Source organism: Planctopirus hydrillae, from assembly GCF_001707835.1.
GTDB lineage: Bacteria > Planctomycetota > Planctomycetia > Planctomycetales > Planctomycetaceae > Planctopirus > Planctopirus hydrillae.
Genome location: NZ_LYDR01000063.1, coordinates 416,252 through 442,092 on the forward strand (window position 1 = coordinate 416,252; position 25,841 = coordinate 442,092).

Here is a 25,841-nt window from a genome sequence, read left to right on the forward strand (position 1 = left end):
TGTTTCGAACTCAGAATTTTTGAATATCGAATTATTGACCTCAGTGGCTCCCCATGAATCGTCCTCAAGTTCTGGCATATCCTGTCGCGCAGGTCGAGCAGAACGTTGATGCGAAAGCAGTTGCCAGCGTCTTCCCGCAGCATCTGCAATCCGTCTGGACAGCAGGTAATGGGATCATTGCAGGAATCCAACCCGAGCTTCTCAAGAATGCCCTCGAAAAAGGCATTCCGCTGTTATCTCGTGTGATACTCGATGAAACACTGTTCGAAGCGTTTGCCAACGATCTTAGGGAACAAACACGGCAGATCCCGTGGACAGCCACAGAACTTTTCGCCATTCAGACAGCCCTCCTGAGATCGCTGGCTGAGGTGGAGGCCCATCGCTGGAATGCCTTCCGGCAAAAAACCTGGGAACTGGCCTTGCATCGGCTCAGCCAGATATTGCTGCAATCTTCGGGTGCTGCAATGCCATGCCTGGGTCCCGACAGGCCGGCGCATGCTGATCAAAGGGATGGCATACAGACTCAAAACCCCACAAAAGAAGTAACTTCCAACGGCGCGATTCCTTACACATCACTCACCAATCCATTGACTGATTCCACCTCTCATCAATCCGAACTGAAGCTCCAGGATCCGACCATGACGACTGCACAAATTCTCGATCAGATCGCTCATTCAACCAATGGCATTGCCCCTCATGATCTGGCTCGTACAGAATCGAGTCGTATGCTCGTTGAAGCCGCACCGATGGGCCTCATGCATATCAGCAAGAGTGGGCAGATCATTACGATGAATCATCGCTGCCTCGAAATTCTGCGATCGATTGCTGCGGATCTACAGCTTGTTCCCGATGAACTGCTCGGCGGCCCGGCAGCAGTTTTATACGAGAGGTTGCCGCAATTGGGACAGCTCTCGGCCAATCTTTACTCTGCCCAGCGATTCATCCACCGAACTTCAACAAAGTTGATTCAGGTCGATATTCACCCTGCCACTGTCCCTGGTGGTATCCGCGATGGTCAGGTTGTCAGCTTTCAGGATGTCACTGAAAAGAGACGACTTGAACTTGCGGCTGCGGAAGCTCAGGAGAATCAGGTTGCGACCAATCGCGTCCTGGTTGAACTGCAGACAGCGGAAAGCCCGGAAGATGCCGCTCGAAAGGCACTTGAAGCCGTTCAGAAGGGTTTTGGCTGGGCCTACGGTTCGTACTGGGCCATGGATCGAAATGCGAATCTACTGCGATTCGCTCAGGAATCGGGTACTGTGAATCCCGAATTTGCCAGTCTGACACAGATCACCACGTTTGCTGAAGGCGCGGGGCTTTGCGGACGTGCCTGGCGGCAACGGGAATTGATCTTCGTTCGCGATCTGGCACAGGTTCCAGACTGTGTGCGTGGCCCGGTAGCGATGCGTGCCGGTGTCAAATCGGGTGTGTGCTTTCCGCTGATTGTCGACGATCAGGTCGTCGGCACAATGGATTTCTTTGCCACGGAAGAACTGGAACTTTCGACGGCGAGAATTGAGACTTTGCGATCCGTCGGCCGGATGGTCTCTAACCAGATCCAGCGATTGAAAACAGCCTCAATCCAGGCCGAAATCGCCAAAAATGTCGAAGCGACAAATCGCGTTCAATTGGCTCTATCGCACTCGAATTCACCGGCGGAAGCTGTCCAGATCGCCTTGAAATCTGTCAAAGATGTCTTTGGTTGGGAGTATGGCTCTTACTGGATGATCGACAACAAAGACCAGCTTTTGAAATTCTCTGCCGAAGATGGAACCGTCTCGCAGGAGTTCCGCCGTGTGACGGAGACCTCCAGTTTTGCTCGCGGCGTGGGCTTAAATGGTAAGGCGTGGCTGAACAAAGATCTGGTTTTCGTTCCGAACCTGGCGACTGTGACAGATTGCGTCCGCGCACCATCTGCTCAAGTTGCAGGTGTCAAGTCGGGCGTGGCTTTACCTATCACTATGTATGGGGAAGTGATTGGCACAATCGACTTCTTTGTCACTCGTGAAATCACATTGACTAAAGAACGTGCCGAAGCCCTGCGGGCTGTCGCTCGTGCACTCTCCAGCACGTTGCAGCAACTGGATGCTTTCCGCATGAAATGCATGGTCGAATCCATGCCTTCCAACATGATTCTGGCAGATTCCAATTTCAAGATCACTTACCTGAATCCTGCATCGATCAATCTCCTGCGCACTTTAGAAAAATATCTGCCAGTTAAGGCCGATGCAATTCTCGGGCAAAGCATTGATATCTTCCATAAAGATCCGGCCTACCAGAGAAACATCCTGAATAACCTGGGTGGAAAGTCGCGCCAGGCCCAGATTCAGGTCGGGCCGGAATGGCTCAATCTGGTCATCAGCCCCGTAACAGATGCTTTAGGTAAAGCTGTCGGCTCAATGATTACCTGGGATGTCGTGACCGAGAAACTTCGCATGGAAAACGAAGTCACCCGCATTCAGAACATGATGGAAAACATGCCCATCAATGTCCTGATGGCCAGCAGTGAAGGGGTGCTGGAATACTTCAATCCCGCTGCATCTCAAAATCTCAAGCGGCTCGAGAATCAACTTCCGCGAAAGGTCAACGAACTCAAAGGCAAGCCTTTCGATCTCTTTTCCCGACAGACGGAACTGCAGTCACGTATTCTCGGGAACCCAGGGAATCTGCCCTTTACCACCAGAGTTCAACTTGGCACAGATCATCTCGATGTCCAGGTGAACGCGATTTACGACAAAAAAGGGGACTATGTCGGGCCAATGGTGACCTTTACCATCATCACCGAGCAGGTTCAGATGGCGGACACCTTCGAGAAAGATATTCGCGGGATTGTCGAAATCGTGACTTCATCAGCGACAGAAATGCAGGCCAGTGCCAAGTCTCTCGCTGCCACATCTGACGAAACGGCACGACAGGCACAGGTTGTTGCTGCTGCCAGTGAAGAAGCCACCCGAAACGTCGAAACCGTTTCTTCGGCCTCAGAAGAACTCAGCAAATCAATTTCTGAAATCGCCAGACATGTTCAGGATGCATCAAAAATGACAGCCACCGCTGTCCATGATGCCGAGAAGACAAACGCCACCATTCGCGATCTGGGAGTGTCGAGTAACGAAATCGGGCAGGTTGTGAAAGTGATCACATCGATTGCTCAACAAACCAATCTGCTCGCGTTGAACGCGACGATCGAAGCGGCCCGTGCAGGAGAAGCAGGCAAGGGCTTCGCTGTGGTGGCCAATGAAGTCAAAGAACTGGCACGACAGACAGCCAAGGCCACTGAGGAAATCAGCCAGAAGATCAACGCCATTCAAAATGCAACGGGTGTAGCGATCACTGCGATTGGCTCAATTGGAGAATCGATTCGGAAAATCAACGAGATCAGCACCACGATTGCCAGCGCGGTTGAAGAACAATCGGCCGCAACCAACGAAATTTCCCGTAATGTCTCAGAAGCAGCCCGTGGAACAGCCGAAGTCTCATCTAATATCGCCGGGGTTTCACAAGCTGCCGACGAAGGTGGTAAGGGAGCCGGAGATATCCTGACTGCGGCTGAAGGTCTGGCGATCGAGTCGAATCGGCTGGATCAGGCCACGACTCAATTCCTCCAGAAATTGCGGTCCCACTAACAGCAGTCAACTGCCGGGAACATTCTCACTCAAACTCTGAGAATGTTCTCTGGCGGTTCTGACTGACTTGGAAAACTTGCATACGTCGATGACCACGAGATTGAAATTCAGGCTTATCCAGAAAAACGGGATGCTTGCTGCCCTGAAAAGGTCTGCTCTATGAAAACCTTGCTTCTAGTCGATGATTCGCGTGCCGTTCGTCTGGCAACCAAACGCATGGTGACTCCATTGGGGGTTAACATTCTTGAGGCAGAAGATGGCAGTCAGGCCTGGGAGCGCGTGCAGAGTCATCCGGAAATTGATGCCATTCTGCTCGACTGGAATATGCCCGTCATGGATGGCATCACGTTCCTGCGTAAACTGCGCGAAGACAAATCGCAGCCTCAACCGGCCGTGATCATGTGTACGACTGAAAACGATCTGCCACGGATTCTGGAAGCCATGCAGGCGGGTGCTAACGAATACATCATGAAACCGTTCACGGAAGAAATCGTGCGCGAAAAACTTGCCGGAACAGGGATTCTATGAGTTTACGTCCAGTGAAAATTCTGGTCGTGGATGACTCCGCCGTGATCCGTGGCCTGATGGCCAAAGTCATTGAATCGACCGAGGGTTTGCAGCTTGCTGGAACAGCGATGCATGGCGAAGCCGCCCTGGCATTTCTGAAACGCAATCCTGTAGACATTGTAGTCCTCGATGTCGAAATGCCTGTGATGAATGGACTCGACGCCCTGCGTCAGATCCAGATTCAGTTTCCCGGCACACATGTGATCATGGCCAGTGCTCTCACGACGGCCGGCGCGAAAGTGACGGTTGAAGCCTTGGCGCAAGGCGCTGCAGGCTGTGTCGCGAAACCGCAGGCAAAATCGGCCTCGGATGCGATCCAGCAGGTCGGAGCCGAACTTGTACCACTGATCCGGGCACTGACGAACAAACCGGAGGTAAACAGTCCGGATGGGGCGATTGTTGCCGAAACCGAGATTCGTTCACACTCCGAAACCAACGTACCTCGCACGAACATTGCTTACCCGACTCCGTTGAAAACCGAGACGGCCACTCGATCAACCGGCAGTTCGGTACTACGCAGAATGCCTCGGCCTGTGCAGGCCATTGTGATTGGCACCAGCACAGGTGGCCCCAAAGCTCTCAGTCAGATCATGTCGAGCATTGATGACACAATCTGGCAACCCATACTGATCGTTCAGCACATGCCAGCGGCATTTACGCCGATGCTGGCCAAACATCTGGGAAGTGATTCGCGAAGAGTCTGTGTCGAAGCACAGACGGGCATGCCGATTCTCCCCAGGCAAATTTATGTAGCTCCTGGTGATTATCATCTGGAAGTTGTTCGCAAAGGGGCGGATATCGTCGCCCAACTTCATCAGGCAGCACCGGAACATTATTGTCGCCCATCGGTGAATCCGCTCTTTCGGACAGCAGCCGATGTCTGGGGAAAGCATCTGGCAGCAGTCATGTTGACTGGCATGGGTGATGACGGAATTGAAGGGACACAGGCCGTCCATCAGGCGGGTGGTTACATCTTGGCACAGGATGCTGTCTCGAGCGTGGTTTGGGGAATGCCGGGAGCTGTCGTGAAAGCAGGCCTTCACGATGAGATGCTCTCGCTGTCCGAGATTGCAGGTCGTCTCCGGCAGATTGCATTGTGGAAAGGGGCAGCATGACCATTGATTCCAACGACTATGATTTCCTATCGGCTCTGGTCGCCAGACGATCAGGCTTGGCCCTGGGAAGCGGAAAAGAGTATCTCCTCGAAGCGCGTCTCATTCCCATTGCCAATTCGCTGGGTATGCCCAGCCTCGTTGAGCTGGTTCGTCATCTCAGAGTTCGCCGGGATGAAAGTCTCGAGGCCACCATCACGGAAGCGATGACGACGAATGAGACATTATTCTTTCGAGATAAGACACCTTTTGAGGAACTCAAAGAGCAGATTCTTCCTGAGTTGATTGCTAATCGGCAAACCAGCCGCAGGCTGCGGATCTGGTCAGCGGCAGCTTCCACTGGCCAGGAAGCTTATTCGCTCCTGATGACGATTCGCGAGTCCTTTCCACAATTGTCGACATGGCGTATCGAAGTCATTGGAACCGATATCAGTCAGCAAGCGTTGTCCAAAGCCAGGCAAGGAATCTACTCGCAGTTCGAAGTTCAGCGAGGTCTACCCATTCAACTGCTGGTCAAGTATTTCCAGCAGGTACCAGAAGGTTGGCAGATCTCCCAAGAACTGCGAAATGCCGTCACCTTCAAGCCGCTCAACCTGCTGGAGAATCTCTCTTCGCTGGGTGAATTTGACATTATCTTCTGCCGCAACGTTCTCATCTATTTTGAACAAGCCAATAAGACCACCATTCTCGACCGTATGGAACGACAACTCCGGCCGGATGGTTACCTGGTCCTTGGTGCTGCCGAGACTGTCCTGGGTGTGACGAATCGATTTCAGCGAGTCCGAAGCTGTAAATCTGCCGTGTATGCACCGACCAGACAGTTTCAGACCGTTTAATCGCCGTTCAAATTGGTGGAACTCTGAGTGATCGCGGTGGAGTTTTCCCCACACATCTCGCAGATGATGTTGGCTGAACGCATTGCTTGCCACCTGTGTATGAGGCACGCGAGTCAGCGTGTCATCGGCACGTTCACACGTTCTGAAGAAGCAGGAAACTGGCTGAGTGACAGTTGACGCTGCTATCACCTCGAACGGTTTGCTCGTTAGTTCTCGAATGGAGAATTCACCACGAAGGTCGCGAAGAGCACGAGGGTGATGGTTTTCTCAACACGAGGTTAATGCCTGAGTCAGTCACCCGCGGCTCAATCCTGTAGTGGCGCTAAATTCTAATGTGCTCTCGATTCACTTTTTCGAGAAGTTTGCCATGCAAATATTCCACAAAGTCGGATACTCTAATATGAGTTGTTTGCGATTATTCGTGGTTCAGTAAAAGGGTGATTCGTGGCTGTTCCTGAACGTGTGGTGGTTCTCGGAGCAAGCAGCGAGCAGCACGAGCAGATTCTGCAGCATTTGCGTGGCTTCCCGGTGGATGTTCTCCCACCCGCGACACCATTTTCCCATCTCTCGAAGGATGATCTACCCGATGGAGTGCTGGTCATCGGCACAATGGCTTCGCTGGCCATGCGGCTGAATGAAATTAACGCTCTGGTTCAGCATCTTCCCGACGGGCTCGTGGTACTCAATCATCAGCAACAGGTTCTCTGGTGGAATCGCCGGATCGAAGAGCTGGCTGGAACGAACGATCTTTCGGGGCGGGATTTTTTTGGAGTTTTACAAAACCCGCAAATTGAAGGGCCCGATTTCTCACCCCTTAATCAGGCTCTGGCCACCAGTGAAACCACTCGAACAAAGCTGCGGTTGAGCGACAAGCAGTATCTTGAAATTCTCGTTTCACCGGTCCTTGACGATCATAATGAGCTTCCTCTGGGACTGGTCGTTACGGTTCATGACATCTCGAACGATGTCCTCGAACGCGAAAAACTCAATGCAATCCACCAGGCTGGTCGAGAACTGGGCGATCTTTCTGCCGAAGAACTCATCGAGATGTCGGTGGAGGACCGCATTGAACTTCTCAAACAGAAGATCATTCAATTCACGCAGGATACGCTCAATTACGAAACGATCGAGATCCGTCTGCTGGATCGGAACACGAAATCGTTAGATCCATTGCTCCATGTCGGGATGACTGAAGAGGCTGCTCACCGGAAACTTTTTGCCAATGCGACGAATAACGGAGTGACAGGTTTCGTTGCCGCTACCGGGAGCAGCTATCTTTGCGAAGAAACATCGAGCGATCCTTTGTACTTGCCCGGTGCGCTGGGAGCCCGTAGTTCGCTCACAGTGCCCTTGATTCTGCACGATGAAGTGCTGGGAACCTTCAATGTCGAAAGCTCGAAAGCAGGAGCATTCTCCCATCGCGATCTGCAGTTTCTGGAGCTGTTTGCACGCGAAATCGCGATCTCGCTGAATACACTGGAGTTATTCGCCGTTGAGAAAATGACGGCACAAAGCGAGAGTATGAATCTGGTCCTGAGAGAGATTCATCGTCCGCTCTCTGAAATTCTGGGTGATGCCAACTGGATTCTCGATGGGTTTATTGGTCACCAGCCCGAGATCTGTGAGCGATTGCAGCGGGTGATCAATCACACCCGTGGTATTCGTGATCTGATCATGAAGATCGGAGAAGCGGCTCAACCGGCACTTCCTCACGCACCAGTGGCCTATCAACCGGCCGCCCAAAGAGCACGCATTCGCGGCAAGAGAATTCTTGTTGTCGACCAGGATGATACGATTCGCCAGGCCGCAAATGATCTTCTTGTTCGGTTTGGTTGCGTGGTGGAAGCTGCCAGCAGCGGCATTGAAGCTGAACGACTCGTGCGTGGATATCATTATGACGCTACCATTATTGATATCCGTCTGCCTGACATGACAGGGTTCGACTGCTTCGTGCGAATTCGACAGTTGAATGAGCATCTGCCCGTCATCCTGATGACAGGCTTCGGCTATGACCCTTCACATTCGATCGTCAAAGCCAGACAGATGGGTTTGAAATCAGCACTCTACAAACCATTCCGCCTGGAACAGCTTTTGAGCGAACTGGAAAAGGTGATGACTCCTCCAGCCGAACCCACCGCTTAATGATGGTGGATCGTTTGGCAGGTTGAAGTTTTAAATCCTCGATGTTCCAAATTTACACGTACTGAATGAAAAACACCCGGCAAGCCATGGCTCACCGGGTAATCTGATTATCAGTACTCAAAACTCATCGTTAAGAGTCAATTCGGGTTAGTAGTTCCACTCGACACCGAAACTCCAGGCTTGTGTCCAGAACGTGCTTCGGCTGTCACCAATCGTGGTCTGGAGTGGGGCACCCCGCCAGACGATGTTCTCTTCTGGCCGGTAAACTTCTCCCAGCATGGTGAAGGTATAACCAAACTGGAACTGAGCCTGCTCGAAGAACGCCATGCGTTTAATCAGTGGAACATAACTGAGAAGTGGTGCTCTCAGCAGGACAGATTGTTCGAGCATGGGCGAGACAATGGTGGTCGTATCGGAATCATTGAAGACCTGATCCACACCTGTCGCCGGAGGCACGTTCCCTGAACCTGTCTGATTAAAAATATTTTTATACTCGATCGACCGCTTCGAATGGTTGGCCAGAAGACCAAACTTCGTATTCGAGATGATTTTGAATTTGTCTTTTCCCAGATCAATCCGGAAACCGACTTCAGGACCCGCGAACTGCGATTGAACGACCGACCGGAGAGTTGAGTCGAGCAGCAGAACATCTGTGGGGTTGTCTGGAGCGATAATCGCTGCTGGGCGCGGTCTGCCAGTGGTGGTCACAACCGCCAGGTCAGTCGTACCTACTGTGTAGTTCAGACCGCTGTCGACACCATGAAAACCAAATGTTTCACGTAAACCGAAGTAGCGAATCCCGTAAGTGGGCCGGATACGGAATCCATCTCCCTCTTTCCAGGGATTGGCCATACCACCAACATTCGCTCCGTAGAACTGACTGGTGTGGTTGATCTCGAACAACAGATCGTACTTTTGGACACCGGTATTATTGGCGTTATCAAGGTTGGTATCACCGTCAAACAACGGGAGAGCACCCACAATCTGCAATCTTTGCGTGATGGGAATTGTATAGCTGGGTGTTGTGGTCACAGAAGTGGGCGTTGGAGTAGCGATTCGCTGTTCGCCAGTCGCACCTTCATCTAAAAAGAAACCCGACAACGTCCAACCACTTTCGTCGGCCTGCTCGCCTTCAAGAGTCAAGCGAATGCCACCCGAAGTTGCGTCATTCAGAACGCCAGTGTAGGTGAATGGAGTGATGTTGCTCGTCGTCGCATTGGTTCCGGTTCCTGTACCAGTTCCCGTCCCGGCAGTTGTTGTGGGACGGTAGATTGGCAGAATACCTTCAGAACCCATCAGTCGATTATTAGGCTTCTTGTAGACCCCATAGAGCCCTTCGACTGTGAAGGACATCTGTGATGGACCCCACTTTGAGTTATCGAACCAGAAGCCGTTTTCCTGCTGAATCTGCTGGAAAGGGGGCCCCTCGAATGGAGAGACTGCGGGCCATGGGTTCATCCCCGGCTGGAACGATGGAGGTGCCATTCCCGGTCCATACCCTTCCGGCGCATATCCTCCAGGCGTGGGCTGATAGCCTGCCGAAGGATAGTAGCCGCTCAAATCCGGGTTCATAGGACCATCTTGTCCCATGGTGACCGAGCCCGACGCCAGCATCAGCCCGCCAAGCAGGTATTTGAAGCCGCGAAGTTTGTTAAACCAGTGCCGTGTCTGCATCAGATCGTCCCTGACGATGCACCGTAAATTGAAGCGAGGCAACCACCGTTGCTTCCGCTGCTCATCGGCGAATGCCGCCGATAATGAACCATCGCGCTGGATGGGCCTGCCGGTAGTATCGGTTCGGCAACTTGGCAGACTGTATCGATTGTGACTTTGGTAGCGGGAAAAGCGGTTCTGTCGCGTTTAACGACCAGCAACTTTCGCCATTCGAGCGGGGAATCCCTGAGGTTGATCACCCTCAGGCGACTTTTACCGGTATCTCACAACGCCTGCTCATATCGACTTGAAGGACGTCCTCTCCGGAAATCGCTGGATGCGAAGCATGCCCAGAGGCGGGAAGAAACGGGACTTTCCTGTCTGATGAGCGGATTTACGACATCATCAGATGACGTTCGAAGCTGATGCCGAACTTCTTCATCTTTTTGTAGAGCGTGGTGCGGTTGATTCCTAAGGCTTCAGCCGTCAATTGCCGGTTCCACCCATGAGATTCCAGCGCATCGATAATGAGCTGCTTTTCCGGAGAGGCCAGCGCCGTTTTCAGGCTTGATCCCGCAGAGACATTTGTGACGACCCCCAGCAAGGCAGCCGGTTCGTCGCGACGCATGTTTTCTGGCAGATCCTGCAGGCCAATCACAGAGCCCTTACACAGAACCACAGCACGTTCGACGACATTCACAAGTTCTCGAACATTCCCGGGCCAACGATAACGGGCCATCGCAGAGAGTGCCTGCTCGCTGAAACCGGTCACGTTCTTACCTGTCTGTGAGACAAATTCCTTCAGGTAATGCTCGGCCAACAGCGGGATATCGCTGATTCGTTCGCGCAACGAAGGCTGTGTCAAAGTCACCACATTGATTCGATAGTAGAGATCCTGTCGGAACTCACCCTTGGCGACAGCCTCTTCGAGATCAACATTGGTCGCCAGAATCAGCCGCACATCGACTTTGTGGGTTTTGTTGCCACCGACGGCTTCAAACTCGCGGTCCTGGAGCACGCGCAAAAGTTTGACCTGCAAACTCGGCGATGCCGTCGCAATTTCATCGAGGAACAATGTTCCTCCATTCGCCTGCAGGAATTTCCCTGCTCGATCGTGCGAGGCCCCGGTAAATGCACCTGCCACGTGGCCGAAGAGTTCGCTCTCCAGCAGAGTATCGGGCAGTGCCCCACACGCGACTTCCACAAAGGGCTTGTCTCGACGATTACTGAGTTGATGAATGGCTCGGGCAGTGAGTGTCTTTCCTGTTCCGCTTTCGCCAAGCACCAGCACGGTCGTTCGCGTGTCGGCGACGCTCTCAATAATGTCGTACATCTTGAGCATGCGGTAATCATGCCCCACAATGTTCGACAAGCCGAATCGATCATTCAGTTGCTGCTTGAGCTGCCGGTTCTCAGCGACAATCTCTCGCTTGCCCAGTGCCCGCTGAATGGAGAAGTTCAACTCTTCATCGATTACAGGCTTGGTGAGATAATCAAATGCCCCCAGCCGAATCGCATCGACAGCGCTTTCAATCGTGCCATAGCCTGTCAATAGAATGATTTCTGTATCCGGGACAGCTTTGTTGGCCCATTCAAGGACAGCAAAGCCATCTTCATCGGGAAGATTGACATCACAGATCACGATGTCGAAGCGATACTCCTTCATACGGGCCATGGCATCCCGTGCGGTGAATGAAGTCTCAGTCCGATGTCCCAGACTGCGCAGATAATCGGCCATCGATTCCGCGAGCTGACGGTCATCATCCACGACAAGCAGGGATCCTTGAGTCATCGACATTCTCTACTCCAGCACTCTATCTCAAAAGGAGGCATGGCTTCATCAGGAAGAATGCTCGCTGCATTTTCAGCGAACACGTCACCTGCCGGAAGCTGGTTGGTGGATTCAAACATCAGTCGAGAGCGGAGCATGTCGAGGGTATGCAAACCTAGGTTACAGGTTGTACAGCGTCAACAAATTCTCACGTCACTCAGTCGCTTTCACGAAACAAACCACTCGATTTTCCAACAAGCAAGGCCACAGATGCACCCACAAGTCACCATTCGTACCAGGGGTACCACATGATTGATCAACGTCTGGTTGCTTCCGCATTACCAATCACGGCTTATTGAGCAGTTGATCCATCATCTTGATGGCAGCAGGGCCGACCAGCACGACGAAGATGCCTGGGAAAATGAAAATCACCATGGGGAACAGCATTTGTACGGCTGTTTTTTGAGCTTTCTCTTCGGCGATCTGACGCCGCTTAACACGCATGGAATCTGACTGCACGCGTAACGCCTGGGCGATTGAAGAACCAAACTTATCGGCCTGTATCATGATGGCCACAAGTGCCTTCACGTCATCGACACCAGTCCGCACACCCAGATCATGCAGCATGTCCCGACGGTTTCGTCCCATCTGAAGCTGCAGATTACACATCGCCAGTTCACCGCAAATCTCCGGCGCCGTATCCTTCAATTCTTCGGCCACACGCCGCAATCCGGCATCCAATCCCAGACCGGCCTCGACGCAGACGACCAACAAATCCAACACATCGGGCAGTTGCAGAAATATCGCCTGTTTCCGCTTACTGATGAGATAAGCCAGAACACCTTCCGGGAGATAAAAGCCGGCGCCAGCAGCAATGATTAATGTCGTCAAACCGGCTTGAGTTGTCCCGTAGCGGTACATTCCCAACCCACCACCCAAAACCAGACCCGCGACCAGGCATACGGTCTTGATAGCGAGGTAAATCATGGGTGCCTGAGGGGAATGAAAACCCGCATTCGCCAGGCGAATTTTCAGTTGGCTTTGCTCCAGCTCCGACTTAGGTTCCAACGCCTTCGACAGAGCCGGTGCGGCTTTCTCAAGAAGATTGGACATGCCATTTTTCTGGCCGCGCTGCTGTTCTCTCAATAAAGGATTGTTGAACTCATCCAGTCGCTGGCTGGCACGGCTCTGCTCCCGGCTGAACAACTGGAGAGCCGCAAACACAGCCAACGTGATCGAGGCAAAGATTGCCAACGGGACAATCGTAGCGAAATCAATCATCATGATTGGCAAACCTCAAACGGGGCTCGAACAGAACTTCTTGAGTGACAAAATCCGACAAAATGACCACTGGCTGATGGAGGACTCTCCAGATAACCAGGAACGAGTTACACCTTGATATCGATAATTTTCTTGATGGCGACGGCACCCAGAATCTGCATCACGATCCCGACAGCAATCATCTTCTTGCCCAGATCTGTGGTGAAGAGCACCATGACGTAGTTGGGATTCAGGTAATAGACCGCAAAGAAGATGGCAATCGGCATGGCCATCAGCACGGCACCACTCAAGCGGCCTTCGCCAGTCAGCGCCTGTACGGTGCCCAGAATTTTGAATCGCTCGCGAATCACTTCACTGATCTTGTCGAGAATCTCAGCCAGGTCGCCACCGGTTTGCCGCTGGATTGCCACGGCTGTCACAAAAAATTTGTAATCCAGGTTGGGCATTTTCTTGAGGGACTCTTTCAAGGCACTTTCGACGGGAACGCCAAGATTCTGAGTTTCATAAGCACTGCGAAAGACTTGTGAAATCGGTGGAGGCATTTCATCGCAGACCAGATGCAGACCTGATGCCAGGCTGTGACCTGATCGCAATGCCCGGCCCATCAATTCCATGGCATCGGGGAGCTGTTTCGCAAACTGCTTGAATCGCTTCTTGCGACGAAACGACAGCCAGATGAACGGAAAGGTGGCTGTCAGCAAGCCAAACAGCGGGAGGAGTGGGGTGGGTGCATTGCCAATCAATCCCAGAGCGGCACCTACAATTCCACAGGAAACACTGATCAGCAGAAATGATCTCAAACCGATTGGAGAATCGGCCTGTTCAAAGAAAAGACCGATCCCGCGAAATCGCTCCATCAGCAAACCCAGAGCACCGTCAATGGTCTGAGAGCTGAGTTTAACAAGTTCATCCTTGGTGATTCTCGTTTGCTCTTCGCTGGTTTTCAGACCGGCAAGTACATCGAGACGGTCTTCTGCACGTTTGGAATTTCCCCCCATGAGCAGTGAAGCGATAGCACCCACGAAGGCAGAAACACCCACGAAAACAGTCAGCGATATCATTAGTGGGCTCATGAAACAATTCCCTCGGAGAAACTCAATCACGCACGAAGTGGGCCGACAAACCTTTGTTCAACAACCTGGATCGAAGCTTGTTCAAGACAGTCCATTTTTTCAGTCGTGCCAATCACGGCCTCACTGGCGGAATCATTCCTGATGATTAGCGCCCGCCGAGTGCTCTCTGCTGGAAAATGTTGGCTGGCAAACGAATACCAGCCTGCTCCAGTCGAGACATGAACGATGGCCTGACTCCCGTAGATTCAAAGTGGCCAAAAGCTCGACCCGTCTCGTCTATTCCATCCTGTACGAAAACGAAAATGTCCTGCATCACCACGGTGTCCTGCTCCATATTGAGGACTTCTGTGATGTGTGTAATCTTGCGTGGGCCGCCCTGCAGACGATTCGTCTGAATAATCAGATCGACTGCCGCTGCAAATTGCTGGCGGAGTGCTCGCAGAGGAATTTCGACACCACCCATTGCGATCATCGTTTCCAGTCGTGAGACAGCATCGCGCGGTGTATTGGCATGGATCGTCGTCAGCGATCCTTCGTGGCCAGTATTCATGGCCTGGAGCATGTCGAGAGCTTCGGCTCCACGGCATTCCCCGATAATCACTCGGTCCGGACGCATACGCAGTGCGTTTTTCACAAGATCTGTTGCCGTGATTCGTCCCTTACCTTCGATATTGGCAGGACGTGTTTCGAGCCTCAGCACATGTTCCTGCTGAAGCTGAATTTCAGCAGCGTCTTCAATCGTGATGACACGCTGATCATTCGGAATAAAGCTCGACAAAGTATTGAGTAGTGTGGTTTTACCAGAGCCTGTACCACCACTGATGATGCAGTTGAGACGAGCCTTCATGGCTCCTTCCAAAAGCATGACCATCTCGGGTGTGAAGGCACCAAACTTCAGCAGGTCTTCCAGAGCCAGTGGCTTGGAACCAAATCGACGAATCGTGAGCGATGGGCCATCCAGGGCCAGTGGAGGAATGACGGCGTTGAGTCGCGAACCATCCGGAAGACGGGCATCGACCATCGGGCAGGTTTCATCCACACGTCGCCCCACGCGGGAAACAATGCGGTCGAGAATCTGCAGCAGATGATCGTTATCGCGGAAGGTGACTTCCGACTTCTGAATCCGTCCACCCTTTTCGATAAAAACATTCTTCGGGCCGTTGATCATGATGTCAGCGACGCCGGGTTCTTTGAGAAGAATCTCCAGCGGACCAAAGCCAAAGGTTTCATCAAGAACTTCTTCAATCAGCCGTTCACGTTCGGAACGATTGAGCAAGGGGTTCTCGGTGTCGCACAGGTGTTCGACAACCAGTCGGATTTCTCGGCGCAGAGTATCACCCTCGAGGTCTCCCAGGCGGGAAAGATCGAGTTTTTCCACGAGCTTGCCGTGGATTAATCGCTTGAGTGCTTCAAAATCCTGCTCCGAGGATAAACCGCTGCGGTTGCGTGGGGGATTGAAAGTGGCAGGGGGCATTTGACGCATCACTCCGAAATCAAGAGACAGTTTCCCAAGATTGGCAGACTGATCCGACCATCAGTCATAGGAAACTTAGCTCAGAAATTCCGTGTGTGACGATCAGTTGCCAGAAATCATCAAATGCTGTCTTTCAGAGACAGATCCATCACCATTTGATGGCGAATTCCATCACTTGAAAAAGTGGAAGCCCATCGAAGCTCTACCAAAAAGAACAGCAGGTCTTGAGACAAAGCTGTCTTAAGACCTGCTGATGGAGAATCGATCGATGGCGAGCAAGACAATTTCGAGTGGTTGTGCTCAGCTTGTGAAAACCGTTACCACCCGAAGAATCGATAACTTCGTGCGATCCGGATCAAACCGTCAGTGACATAGAGACTGGTCGCCTGGCGTTTTCTTCATGCAATGCACGGGCATGGGCTACTGACGTATCGATGGACAGTCTCAATTCGACTGACCAGCAGCCATCAGCCGGAGCAAAGAACTCCCAATGAGGTACAACGGATGTACTCTGGTGGACGAGTTCGAAGCCTCCTTCCGATTGACTGACGGTTTGTACTGGCATGATCCAGAACTCGGCTGGCATCGTCGTATCCAGATTGACATCGATCCCGAGCCACTCATCGACCAGACCCATCGATTTTCCCGCCTGCAAACTGTGAGTTGAATCGAGAGTACCAATTGATCGACCAGCGGCATCGTACAGGTAGCGATCGGGTGCCGACCCCGCAAGCCCGGCAAAGTTGAACTCCACGCCAAAATGCAATGGCAGATTCAACGGGAGATTTGAAAGTTCATAACGAATCTGAATTTCACCTGGGCATGATTCATTCATCGCAATGATTTTGCGGACAGTGGCCTGATGTGGACCAACGTGTCCGTCACGCGTCATGACCGCTTCCACATGGGAATCGGATCGTCGCACAATCGCTTTATAGGCACCCTGGGCAAAGTCCCCTACGATCCCTTCGCCACTGGCGAACGATTCGACAGCCAAACCTGGTTGCAGAAAGTGATCGACCAATGACTTGCGAGCCCACTGATCGTATTGCAGCTTCTGATCCAGCCCCGCCTGCTTGAAGCTCACACCGCCATTGGGATCAACCCCACCACCATGCTCTGTCACATGGGCTGAACCTGCACACTGTCGAATTTTATGATGATAGGGCTCGAAACGACGATTTAATGTCGAAAGCAGATTATGTCGAACAGCCGTGACATCAAGTTCGTACATCTGACCACCTTGCGCAGGTGCCAGAAAAGCCTTGAGCTTGTCACTCTTCAGACTGATCTCAAATCTTGAATCGCAGTTGTAATCGTCAATGGTCACTTCCACCCACGGATGTGATTTCCCGGCAATCTGGTCGAGTTTGTGATCGGCAGCAATCAGATGGCTATAGACGGCATTACGCAGATGGGGCAGGTAAAGACCGCCAAACGCACCATGCCAGTAAGGACAATTGCACTGGGCTCGATAAAGATCAGCGCGGGCGGCTCGAAGATCCGCCACATGTTCCTTATCGCCGTAAAGTTCTTCGTACTCGGCTAATCGTTGACTGACCCCGAGCATGCGTGTGTACATTTCGTTGGTTTCGGGATATTTCACCAGAAAGTTTCGCCAGAAACCGGCCCTGACAAATGAACCCAGTTGTGGCCAGTCGTGATGCTGGCGATAGCCGTTCATGGCGTTGTGGTATTGAACCTGACGCTCAGCAGGGAGTGCCCATTCCATCATCTCGCGATAACTTCCATCGGGAAGATATGTTCGCCCCAGCGGAGAAACATTGCGGACTGTTTCATCCATCGTGGTCACTTTCAGCCAGCTCGATTGCTCTCTGAGTGCCGTGAAGAAGCGCCGCATCCAGCCATTGGTGTAAACGTGATCCCACGAGCCGGGCCAGACACCAAATTTTTCGCCATCGTCGCCAAATGTCAGCACAGCTCCAGGATGTTTCTCCGCAACCTGACGGCAGTGCTCGATGATCTCATGAGGATCGGCATAGGGGAGCAGGTAACGTAAACGCTCACTTCCAGGGAACAGACAAAGCTTTCGACCGGCATCTTCCGTGAAGTAGTAGCCATGCAGATCGTCATTCGAGATCCCGGCAGCCCGGAAATGGGCATCATCGAGCAGTATGTACTCGACACCGGCATCGATCAGGTCGGCAGCAAAGGATTGCTCCCAGACTCGCTCAGGGATCCAGGCACCACGCACGGGTGCATCGAAGCGTCGTTCCAGAAACTTCTTGTAACTGGCGGTTTGACCAACCCGATCTCGCCTCGGAATTGCGGCCAGAATGGGTTCAAAGTATGGCCCACCCAGCAATTCAATCTGCCCGTTATCCACGAAAGCCGCCAGTCGCTCGATATAGCCGGGCTCATGCTTCATCAGCCAGTCGATCAGACTTCCCGAGTTATGCAGGACAACTGCAATCTCCGGGAATTCTTCCAGCAGATCGAGTAACGGGAAATAGGCCTTCTCACAGGCGTGCCTGATGACATGATCAAAGTTACCAACCGGCTGGTGATTGTGAATGGCGAGAATCAGACGGGTACTGACAGGCATGAAGTGCTCCAGGCGATGGAGAGATGACGGCGGGAACAGCAGCGAGAGATTCATCGATCGATGTCTAATCGACTGCCGTTGTGTGTGCGGAATCTCTCTGGAATCATGCTTTGCGGTCAAGACCGTCTCATGCGCGATTGATTCAAAGTGGCTCAGTCAAGCCGGTTAAGGCGGCATATTCTGCTGGAGTATTGACATTGAACCATGGAGGAAGATCACCAGCGGCGAAATCAGCCAGAGATTCGAGGATCAATTTCCCCTCGACAACAACTTTCGGACGAAACCGCAGTGCCCGAAAGAGAGACCTTTCTCCTTCCTTGACCAGGTGCGGAAGGCCGTTCAAAAACCGGCTCGAAATCAGGGCAGGGAAGGGGGCTATCTCATTTCGATCCAGCGAACCGGGCAGGCGATAGCCAATCGCTTCCACTTCATCAAAGCGATCGCTCATTCGCGCAGCACCGATTTGCCACAATATTTTCACAAACCGTTCATCCACCAGTGGAGTATCACAACCGACCACAAAGACCCAGGCACCTGGTGGGAGCGGATGACGGGAAACATGCCCACACAGTGCCATCAGCGGCCCTGCAAACGACTGCTCGTCGTAATCCACATCATGCGAGCATGGTTTACCAGAGGCTGATAAAACTGAACTGGGGGCCTCATTCGCCAATACCCAGATGGGTACACCTAAGGGCGACAACGTACGAGTTAATCGTTCCAGAAAAGTCTCACCATGGAAAACCAGGTTCGCCTTGGCAACACCCATGCGCGATGACTTCCCCCCAGCCAGAATGATGATTCGATGTAAACGGGAAGTCAGTTCCAGCATAGGGGCACATACTCCTGAGAATAATCACCATGGGAACTGTTCTTATACTTGAAGACGACTGAAAAGAATCAGAAAAGACGAAAAGAGCCGCTCATCTTGAGGATGAACGGCTCCTTCCAAACTTACTCATTCATTTGACCAGAAATCTTGAGACATGTGCCAAAGCGAGGCTTGGGAACACAGTCTCGTGATCGCTGGCAAAATACTGCGGCTACTTGATGAAGAGCATTTCCTGATAGGTTGGCAGTGGCCAGTGGTCGTCAGCGACATAGGTTTCGAGCTCGTCGACAATGCCACGCAGTTCCACCATCAGCGGAATGACGTTGTTCTTCAGGTAGAAGGCGGTTTCCTTCGGATTCGCCACGCCGTGACCACCACCTCCACCATGGGAAGCAGCTTCTTCCAGCTTGGCGACTGTCGCGACCAGCGATTTGTTGAGAGCCACAACCTTGTTCAGCAGTGTGGCGTCGAACTCGACTCCCACAGCTTTCAAGCTGGCACCGGAAGCAGCGAGTTCACCGGCATAGCGGGTTGATGCGGGGTAGATGACCGTCTTGGCGATCTCAGCCATCAGGTTGGCTTCGACGTTGATCGTCAGGCAGTACTGCTCGTAGTAGATCTCCTGGCGGCTGACGACTTCTTCCTTCGTCAGGACAGCGTACTTCTCGAACATAGCGATGTTTTCAGGTGTCGCGATGTATTCGAGAGCGTCGACAGTCTGCTTCAGGTTGGGCAGACCACGCTTTTCAGCTTCCTGATGCCAGGCTTCGGAATAGCCGTCGCCATTGAAGATCACGGCGCCATGCTTCTCGACAATGCTCTTGAGGAGCGTCTGGGCGGCAGGAGCGAGCTTGGCTGGATCGCCACCAGTGGCCTTTTCCAGTTCTGTGGCGATGTAGTCGATCGACTCGGCCACAATGGTGTTGAGAGCCACCAGCGGGCCGGAAAGTGACTGACTGGAACCCACAGCACGGAATTCGAACTTGTTGCCAGTGAATGCGAAGGGGCTGGTACGGTTGCGGTCACCAGCATCTTTGGGCAACTGTGGGAGCGTATCAACACCGACGGTGAGAGTCCCCTTACCCTTGGACGATGTTGGGGCGCCACTCTTCTTAATCTGCTCGAAGACATCGGCCAGCATATCGCCAAGGAAGATCGAGATGATGGCTGGAGGAGCTTCGTTGGCCCCCAGTCGGTGATCATTCCCTGCATGAGCAATCACTGCACGGAGCAGGGTCGAGTGGAGATGAACCGCGCGAATCACAGCACCACAGAACAACAGGAACTGCATGTTCTGGTGAGGTGTTTCGCCTGGATCAAGCAGGTTGCCCTGAGCTGAGTTGCCCAAAGACCAGTTGAGATGCTTGCCCGAACCGTTGACCCCGGCAAATGGCTTTTCGTGCAGCAGGCAAGACATGCCGTACTTTGAAGCGACATTCTTGAGAATCATCATGAGCAGTTGCTGGTGGTCAGCGGCGACGTTGGCGTTCTCATAGATGGGAGCCACTTCGTACTGGCTGGGAGCCACTTCGTTGTGACGGGTCTTGACGGGAATACCGAGCTTGTAGAACTCACGTTCGCACTCGAGCATGTAAGCCAGAACGCGTTCGGGAATCGCACCGAAATACTGATCGCAAAATTCCTGCCCCTTGGGTGGCTTGGCGCCGAAGAGTGTCCGCCCGGCATTCACCAGATCGGGACGGGCGAAGAAGAAATTCCGGTCAATGAGGAAATATTCCTGCTCTGGCCCACATGTGGCTGTGACCATAGGAATATCTTTGTGACCCAAGAGTTTCAGCAGACGCTGAGCCTGAATATTGAGTGCTTTCATCGAGCGGAGAACCGGGGTCTTTTTGTCGAGAGCCGGGCCGGTCCACGAGACGAACGCAGTGGGAATACACAGGGTGGTGCCGTTTGGATTTTCGAGAATGTAAGCCGGGCTGGTCACGTCCCAGGCGGTATATCCACGAGCTTCGAACGTGGAACGCAAACCACCGGACGGGAAGCTGGAGGCGTCGGGCTCGCCTTGAATCAATTGAGCACCAGAAAACTCGGCAATTGCTCCACCCTTGTTGTCGGGTGAGAGGAAGCTGTCATGCTTCTCAGCCGTGATACCAGTCAGAGGATAGAAGACGTGGGCGTAGTGCGTAGCACCCTTGGAAATTGCCCAATCCATCATGGCAGCGGCGACAACGTCAGCAATGGAGTTATCGAGAGGTTCACCACGCTCGATGGTTCGCTTGACGGACTTGAACACCTGCTTGGGCAGACGCTTCTCCATCTCAGTAATGCTGAAGACATTGCAACCGTAGATGTCGGCGGCTGGTGTCTCGTCGAAATTGAGAGGGGGAGAAATGGGCTTGTAATTCAAAACAGCGGAAATGGCCTGCTGACGAGCCTGGCTGCCACTCATAAGTCTCGATTCCTCTTTTAACACAAACAGTTTTGGAGCGACTGGGAAATTCCCATTGAGATACGCTGCAATCGGTGTACCGAATCTGTATAGACTGCACAAGGGGCGGCATTCTCTTCTCGCTGCTCGGGAGTGCTCAACCCTGTTGCACAGCAGCCCGCTTTTTAGGCACAGTCAGGTGCGGAACTTTCTGCCTCCGGATCGGTTCAAGATTCTGACGTTTCAAAGCAGAAATATTGCCAGCGAGATCGCCTCAACGCCATTCTTCAAAATCGAATGCCTTTTCGATGCGCAAATATTGCGTACGGAAGCATGAAAATAAAAAACTTACAAAAAAAGATGTACCTTCTGTGAAAATTTTGGAAGATTAGCGACTTGCCGTTCATCAATATCAGGCGTCGAGTAGCTCAAGTCCCAATTAACGTCATCCCATCAATTGCACCTCTTCGACGGGATGCCATCTGTTATTGCAAATCGCAGCCGGGCGGAGAGTTGAGATCAGCCCCTTGAGTTTGAAGGGATTTCATGACTGCGCTGGCCCGCACAATTCTCTGGATTCTGGCCTTTGGTGGCTTATGTGTTGTCGCGGGATCTTCTGCTCAGTGGTGGGAAAAGAACGTCCGGCTGGTGGGCGCAGATGAGCTGGAGCCACAACGGTTTTTCTCTCTCGAAGTCTCTCCAACCACTCCGCCTTCACTCCCCGCTCAAAAACGAGTGACTGTCACGTACTGTGAAAGATCCACGGGATCTCTTCTGGCCGATATTCACGTTCCCACTCGGCTTCAATGCCCATCAACAGGCTGGCCAGTGATCATTTCCTTTCACAGTGGCGGTTGGCGGAATGGTCATCGCGGTCATGCTCCGATTGCCGAACTGGTTGACCGCGGTTTTGCTGTAGTGTCGCATGACTTCCGCAGCTCGGATGTCGCAATTTTTCCGGCACAGCTTGAGGACAGCATCGCACTGTTAAAATGGCTGGAAGAACATGCCGGCGAACACCACCTCGATCATCAACGGATCGCATTATTCGGCGCTTCCTCTGGCGGACATCTGGCTTTGCTCACCGGCCTCTGTCCAGAAGTTTCGTCTCAGGTTCAGGCAGTCTGCTCCCTTTACGCACCGACCGATTTTCAGTCCCTGGAATCAGGCGCAGGATCTCAGGATGAGATGAATCACTTTGCCTTATGGGCACCAGAATCACTGCTGCTCGGCGGGCCAATTCCGGAACATCCGGCGGAAGCTCAGTCAGCCAGTCCCTTGTGGCAAGCTGCACAAATCAAAAAATCGCCTCCCATTCTGCTGATGCACGGAGTGGATGACGATCAGATTCCGTTTGAACAATCGTTGAGTTTGAGTCGGCTGCTGCAGGAGAAGCATCAACCGGTCACCTTGTGGAAAATTCGATCTTTGCCGCATGGCACCTGGCCGACGAGTCGCATTCAGTCGGGAGTCTACAAGTTTTTCTCAAAGCATCTGGGAGTGACGACGAAGCTGGATCAACAGCCGCAAATCGCCAGGTATCGTGCGATCATTAACGAGCCAACTCCTCCCTGCAGCCCCATGCGCTAGTAACCTCTTGAAGGTTCATCTGAGTGCAAAGTTTATTCTCCAGACAAGCACACCACTCGACTGATTGGCCTAATCAAATCCTTTCAGCAGACTGCTGAATAAAACGAAATTCTTCGAAATTACGACCGTGATTGTCTATCCTTTTCAAGACGCCGCCAACGTGGGATGATCGAAACAGCTTCGAACTGACAATTCTCCCATTGGCTGAATCTATGCATAGCTGGCTTTATCTTCTGGCGGTTATCGCGGGGGCTGCAACTGCCGTTCAAGCGGCAGTCAACACGCAATTAAAGGGGCACGTTCCTGTCCCGATGCAGGCCACGCTCATCTCATTTTCCACAGGTGCAGTCGTGTCCCTCTTGTACTGCCTGTTGACACGCGCCCCAACACCCGACTGGTCGCGGCTTTCCCAAGCCCCCTGGTGGGCCTGGACCGGTGGTACTCTGGGCACGTTGTTTGTGTGGTCAAGTATGACAGTCGCACCTCGACTGGGAATTGCCCAGATGGTTACGATCGTCCTCTTCGGCCAGATGCTGACAGCACTGCTTGTCGATCATTTTGGCCTCCTGGGCATGCAGGCGATTCCTTTGAGTTTCACTCGCATTCTGGGAGCCGTGTTTGTCCTCTCTGGTATGGCGCTCTTCACCTGGCGTTGATCCCGTCCCGTCCTCAATTCAAAGATCGCATTCAAATGAACAACTTCCAGACGCTCAACATGACACAATTTCGACTCCGTATTCTCGCATTCATCACATCGAACGTGACGATGGCTTTGCTCATTGGAAGTCTTGTTCTCAGTCCGTTTTCAGCCAGAGCCGGTGGGATTGATGATCAACCTCGAATCATTCTCTGGCCTGAAGGAGCACCTGAAGCCAAAGCAGGGGCTCCAGCCGACATCCCTTACTTGTCCGTTTATAAAGCTGACCCCTCTAAAGCGACTCGATGTGCTATTGTCGTCTGTCCTGGCGGGGGGTATGGCGGGCTCGCCAAATCCCACGAAGGTCACGAAATTGGCCAGTGGCTGAATGAACTGGGAATCAGTGCTTACGTCCTCACCTACAGGCACGCCCCGGCTTACAAAGATCCTGTCCCACGCCTGGATGTCCAGAGAGCGATTCGTCTGGTTCGATCTTTGAACTCTCCACAAGCTGGAATGCACGATGCCGATAAAGTGGGAGTGTTGGGTTTTTCTGCCGGTGGACATCTGGCGTCGACCGCTGCCACCCAGTTTGATCTGGGGCTATCGGATTCCCCGGATTCGATTGACCGGCTGAGTTCACGGCCTGATTTTGCCATCTTGTGCTATCCTGTGATTTCGATGGAACAGGGTGTCACTCATGGCGGTTCACGAAGAAATCTCCTGGGCGAATCCCCTTCCGATGAAGATGTGCTCCGGATGTCCAACGACTTGCGGGTCACGTCACAGACACCACCGACTTTCCTCTGGCATACTCAGGAGGATGCAGCAGTTCTTCCTGAAAACAGCCTGCGATTCTACTCTGCAATGGTGAAACACCGCGTCCCCGGCGAACTTCACATTTTCCAGAAAGGCCGCCATGGGATTGGCCTCGGGAAGGGGCAGGGAACCGCTGCCGCCTGGCCGGAACTTTGCGCCAACTGGCTAAATTCACTGGGCATGCTCAAAAAGTAATTGCTTGATTCACCATCCTGGCCTCGAACAGGTTCAAGGCCAAGAAATCTCTTGATGACAGTGGACTGACGAAAATGCTTTGTCAGTCCACTGTTTCATTTCACTCTTGCTGAGGCGGCCGTTCTGGATCGATATTCAAAGCCACGGCACCATAAGCCAGCAGGCTATCCCTATGAGCAGCCACATCATGGATCCTGAGAAAATCGACTCCCAATTGTGCCAGAGCCAGACTGACACCTAACGTTCCGTATTCTCTCTCGTTGACCTCGCGCCCGGTGAGTTGCTTGAGAAACCTTTTGCGAGAATGCCCCACCAGCACTGGTCGCCCCAGTTTTCGAAAGTGCGGTATGGCTCGCAGCAGCGAGAGATTATGTGCCGCGGTTTTGCCAAACCCGATCCCGGGGTCCAGACAGATCGACTCGGCTGAAATCCCGCTATCGATCAACTGGTGGATTCTTCGTTCAAAAAACTCAAAGACTTCCTGCACAACATCTGTGTAGACCGGATTGTGCTGCATGGTTTGCGGAGTGCCTTGAATGTGATTGATGATCACGCCGGCCTTAAAATCTCGGGCAACGGCCACCATCTCCGCATCGAACGCTAACCCGGAAATGTCGTTGATGATCCAGGCACCGGCTTCAAGGGCTTTCCTCGCCACCTGAGCTTTGGTTGTATCAACAGAAATTGCCTGCGGGGAATGCTTTCGAACTTCGCGAATCACTGGAATGACGCGTCGGATCTCCTCGTCCTCGGCGACGGATAATGAACCGGGGCGTGTCGATTCACCCCCAATATCCAGTATGTCCGCACCTTGACTGGCGAGAGATAGAGCCTGCTGAACCGCCGTTTCTGTCGAGAAAAATGCTCCACCATCAGAAAAACTGTCGGGAGTGACATTCACAATTCCCATCAGTCGAGGCTGACAACTTTTTTCGAAGACGTGCTCGCAACAACACCATCGCATGTCAGGAGAGGTGTACATATCCATCGCTTCCATGATTCAAACAGGCCTAAGAGGGCCAACTAGCGTCAACTCACAGTTGATTATAACAGTCTGTCAATTCGACACTTGCGCGATTTTCTGGGAAATCTCGAACGATCTCGAATCATCATTGTCCCAGTCCCTCTGGTGTGCCCAAAAAAATTGTCATCAACGGCACGACAATATCATCCCAGACAATGCGTACCTCCCATTCATCCCAAACATGTTTTTCGGTTCATTTCATTTGACATCCGTATCCTTCCCGCTATCCTGCTTTGGCGTAACCGGAAGAGTTA

General features: G+C 52.6%; 17 protein-coding genes. 8 read left to right on the forward strand and 9 right to left on the reverse strand.

The annotated features are described in order from the left end of the window. The first annotated feature begins 53 nt into the window (after positions 1–53). The 5 genes from A6X21_RS09080 to A6X21_RS09100 all read left to right on the forward strand — a co-directional run bounded on the left by A6X21_RS09080 (position 54) and on the right by A6X21_RS09100 (position 8,280). A complete protein-coding gene (locus tag A6X21_RS09080; protein ID WP_068847251.1) occupies positions 54–3,623 on the forward strand; it encodes a GAF domain-containing protein in 3,570 nt (1,189 codons plus the stop codon). Between the two features lie 159 nt (positions 3,624–3,782). Continuing rightward, entirely contained in the window at positions 3,783–4,151 is a 369-nt protein-coding gene (locus A6X21_RS09085; RefSeq protein ID WP_068847252.1) for a response regulator, read from the forward strand. Then, the gene (gene cheB, locus A6X21_RS09090; protein WP_068847253.1) at positions 4,148–5,305 is read left to right on the forward strand and encodes a chemotaxis-specific protein-glutamate methyltransferase CheB; all 1,158 of its coding nucleotides are present in this window, start codon (positions 4,148–4,150) and stop codon (positions 5,303–5,305) included. The genes A6X21_RS09085 and cheB overlap by 4 nt, the downstream gene beginning before the upstream one ends. After that, entirely contained in the window at positions 5,302–6,138 is an 837-nt protein-coding gene (locus tag A6X21_RS09095; protein WP_068847254.1) for a CheR family methyltransferase, read from the forward strand. The genes cheB and A6X21_RS09095 overlap by 4 nt, the downstream gene beginning before the upstream one ends. A gap of 444 nt (positions 6,139–6,582) precedes the next feature. Next, entirely contained in the window at positions 6,583–8,280 is a 1,698-nt protein-coding gene (locus A6X21_RS09100; protein ID WP_068847255.1) for a response regulator, read from the forward strand. Between the two features lie 147 nt (positions 8,281–8,427). On the opposite strand, the gene A6X21_RS09105 is transcribed toward A6X21_RS09100, so the two are convergent. The 8 genes from A6X21_RS09105 to A6X21_RS09140 all read right to left on the reverse strand — a co-directional run bounded on the left by A6X21_RS09105 (position 8,428) and on the right by A6X21_RS09140 (position 21,343). Next, positions 8,428–9,954, reverse strand: coding sequence for a hypothetical protein (locus A6X21_RS09105; protein ID WP_068847256.1), 1,527 nt, complete (start codon positions 9,952–9,954; stop codon positions 8,428–8,430). A 373-nt stretch (positions 9,955–10,327) separates the two neighbouring features. Then, positions 10,328–11,731 carry a sigma-54-dependent transcriptional regulator gene (locus tag A6X21_RS09110; RefSeq protein WP_068847257.1) on the reverse strand — a complete coding sequence of 468 codons (1,404 nt, stop codon included), beginning with the start codon at positions 11,729–11,731 and terminating at the stop codon, positions 10,328–10,330. A gap of 318 nt (positions 11,732–12,049) precedes the next feature. Then, positions 12,050–12,988 carry a type II secretion system F family protein gene (locus A6X21_RS09115; RefSeq protein WP_083233480.1) on the reverse strand — a complete coding sequence of 313 codons (939 nt, stop codon included), beginning with the start codon at positions 12,986–12,988 and terminating at the stop codon, positions 12,050–12,052. A gap of 104 nt (positions 12,989–13,092) precedes the next feature. Continuing rightward, the gene (locus A6X21_RS09120; protein WP_068847259.1) at positions 13,093–14,058 is read right to left on the reverse strand and encodes a type II secretion system F family protein; all 966 of its coding nucleotides are present in this window, start codon (positions 14,056–14,058) and stop codon (positions 13,093–13,095) included. Positions 14,059–14,203: 145 nt separating this feature from the next. After that, complete coding sequence (locus A6X21_RS09125) at positions 14,204–15,532, reverse strand: TadA family conjugal transfer-associated ATPase (RefSeq protein WP_110766446.1); 1,329 nt, start codon at positions 15,530–15,532, stop codon at positions 14,204–14,206. 355 nt (positions 15,533–15,887) lie between these two features. Continuing rightward, on the reverse strand, positions 15,888–18,098 hold the full coding sequence (locus tag A6X21_RS09130; RefSeq protein WP_068847499.1) for an alpha-amylase/4-alpha-glucanotransferase domain-containing protein: 2,211 nt from the start codon (positions 18,096–18,098) through the stop codon (positions 15,888–15,890). A 142-nt stretch (positions 18,099–18,240) separates the two neighbouring features. Then, complete coding sequence (mobA, locus tag A6X21_RS09135) at positions 18,241–18,930, reverse strand: molybdenum cofactor guanylyltransferase (protein WP_068847263.1); 690 nt, start codon at positions 18,928–18,930, stop codon at positions 18,241–18,243. Between the two features lie 211 nt (positions 18,931–19,141). Beyond that, positions 19,142–21,343 carry a glutamine synthetase III family protein gene (locus A6X21_RS09140; protein WP_068847265.1) on the reverse strand — a complete coding sequence of 734 codons (2,202 nt, stop codon included), beginning with the start codon at positions 21,341–21,343 and terminating at the stop codon, positions 19,142–19,144. 525 nt (positions 21,344–21,868) lie between these two features. Between A6X21_RS09140 and A6X21_RS09145 the strand changes: the two genes are divergently transcribed. The 3 genes from A6X21_RS09145 to A6X21_RS09155 all read left to right on the forward strand — a co-directional run bounded on the left by A6X21_RS09145 (position 21,869) and on the right by A6X21_RS09155 (position 24,563). Continuing rightward, positions 21,869–22,912 carry an alpha/beta hydrolase fold domain-containing protein gene (locus tag A6X21_RS09145; RefSeq protein WP_068847267.1) on the forward strand — a complete coding sequence of 348 codons (1,044 nt, stop codon included), beginning with the start codon at positions 21,869–21,871 and terminating at the stop codon, positions 22,910–22,912. 212 nt (positions 22,913–23,124) lie between these two features. Continuing rightward, the gene (locus A6X21_RS09150) at positions 23,125–23,568 is read left to right on the forward strand and encodes a DMT family transporter (protein WP_068847501.1); all 444 of its coding nucleotides are present in this window, start codon (positions 23,125–23,127) and stop codon (positions 23,566–23,568) included. Positions 23,569–23,627: 59 nt separating this feature from the next. Further along, positions 23,628–24,563: an alpha/beta hydrolase gene (locus tag A6X21_RS09155; RefSeq protein ID WP_240490213.1), complete on the forward strand. Its 936-nt coding sequence runs from the start codon at positions 23,628–23,630 to the stop codon at positions 24,561–24,563. Positions 24,564–24,663: 100 nt separating this feature from the next. On the opposite strand, the gene folP is transcribed toward A6X21_RS09155, so the two are convergent. Next, positions 24,664–25,545: a dihydropteroate synthase gene (folP, locus tag A6X21_RS09160; RefSeq protein WP_083233509.1), complete on the reverse strand. Its 882-nt coding sequence runs from the start codon at positions 25,543–25,545 to the stop codon at positions 24,664–24,666. Positions 25,546–25,841 lie beyond the last annotated feature (296 nt).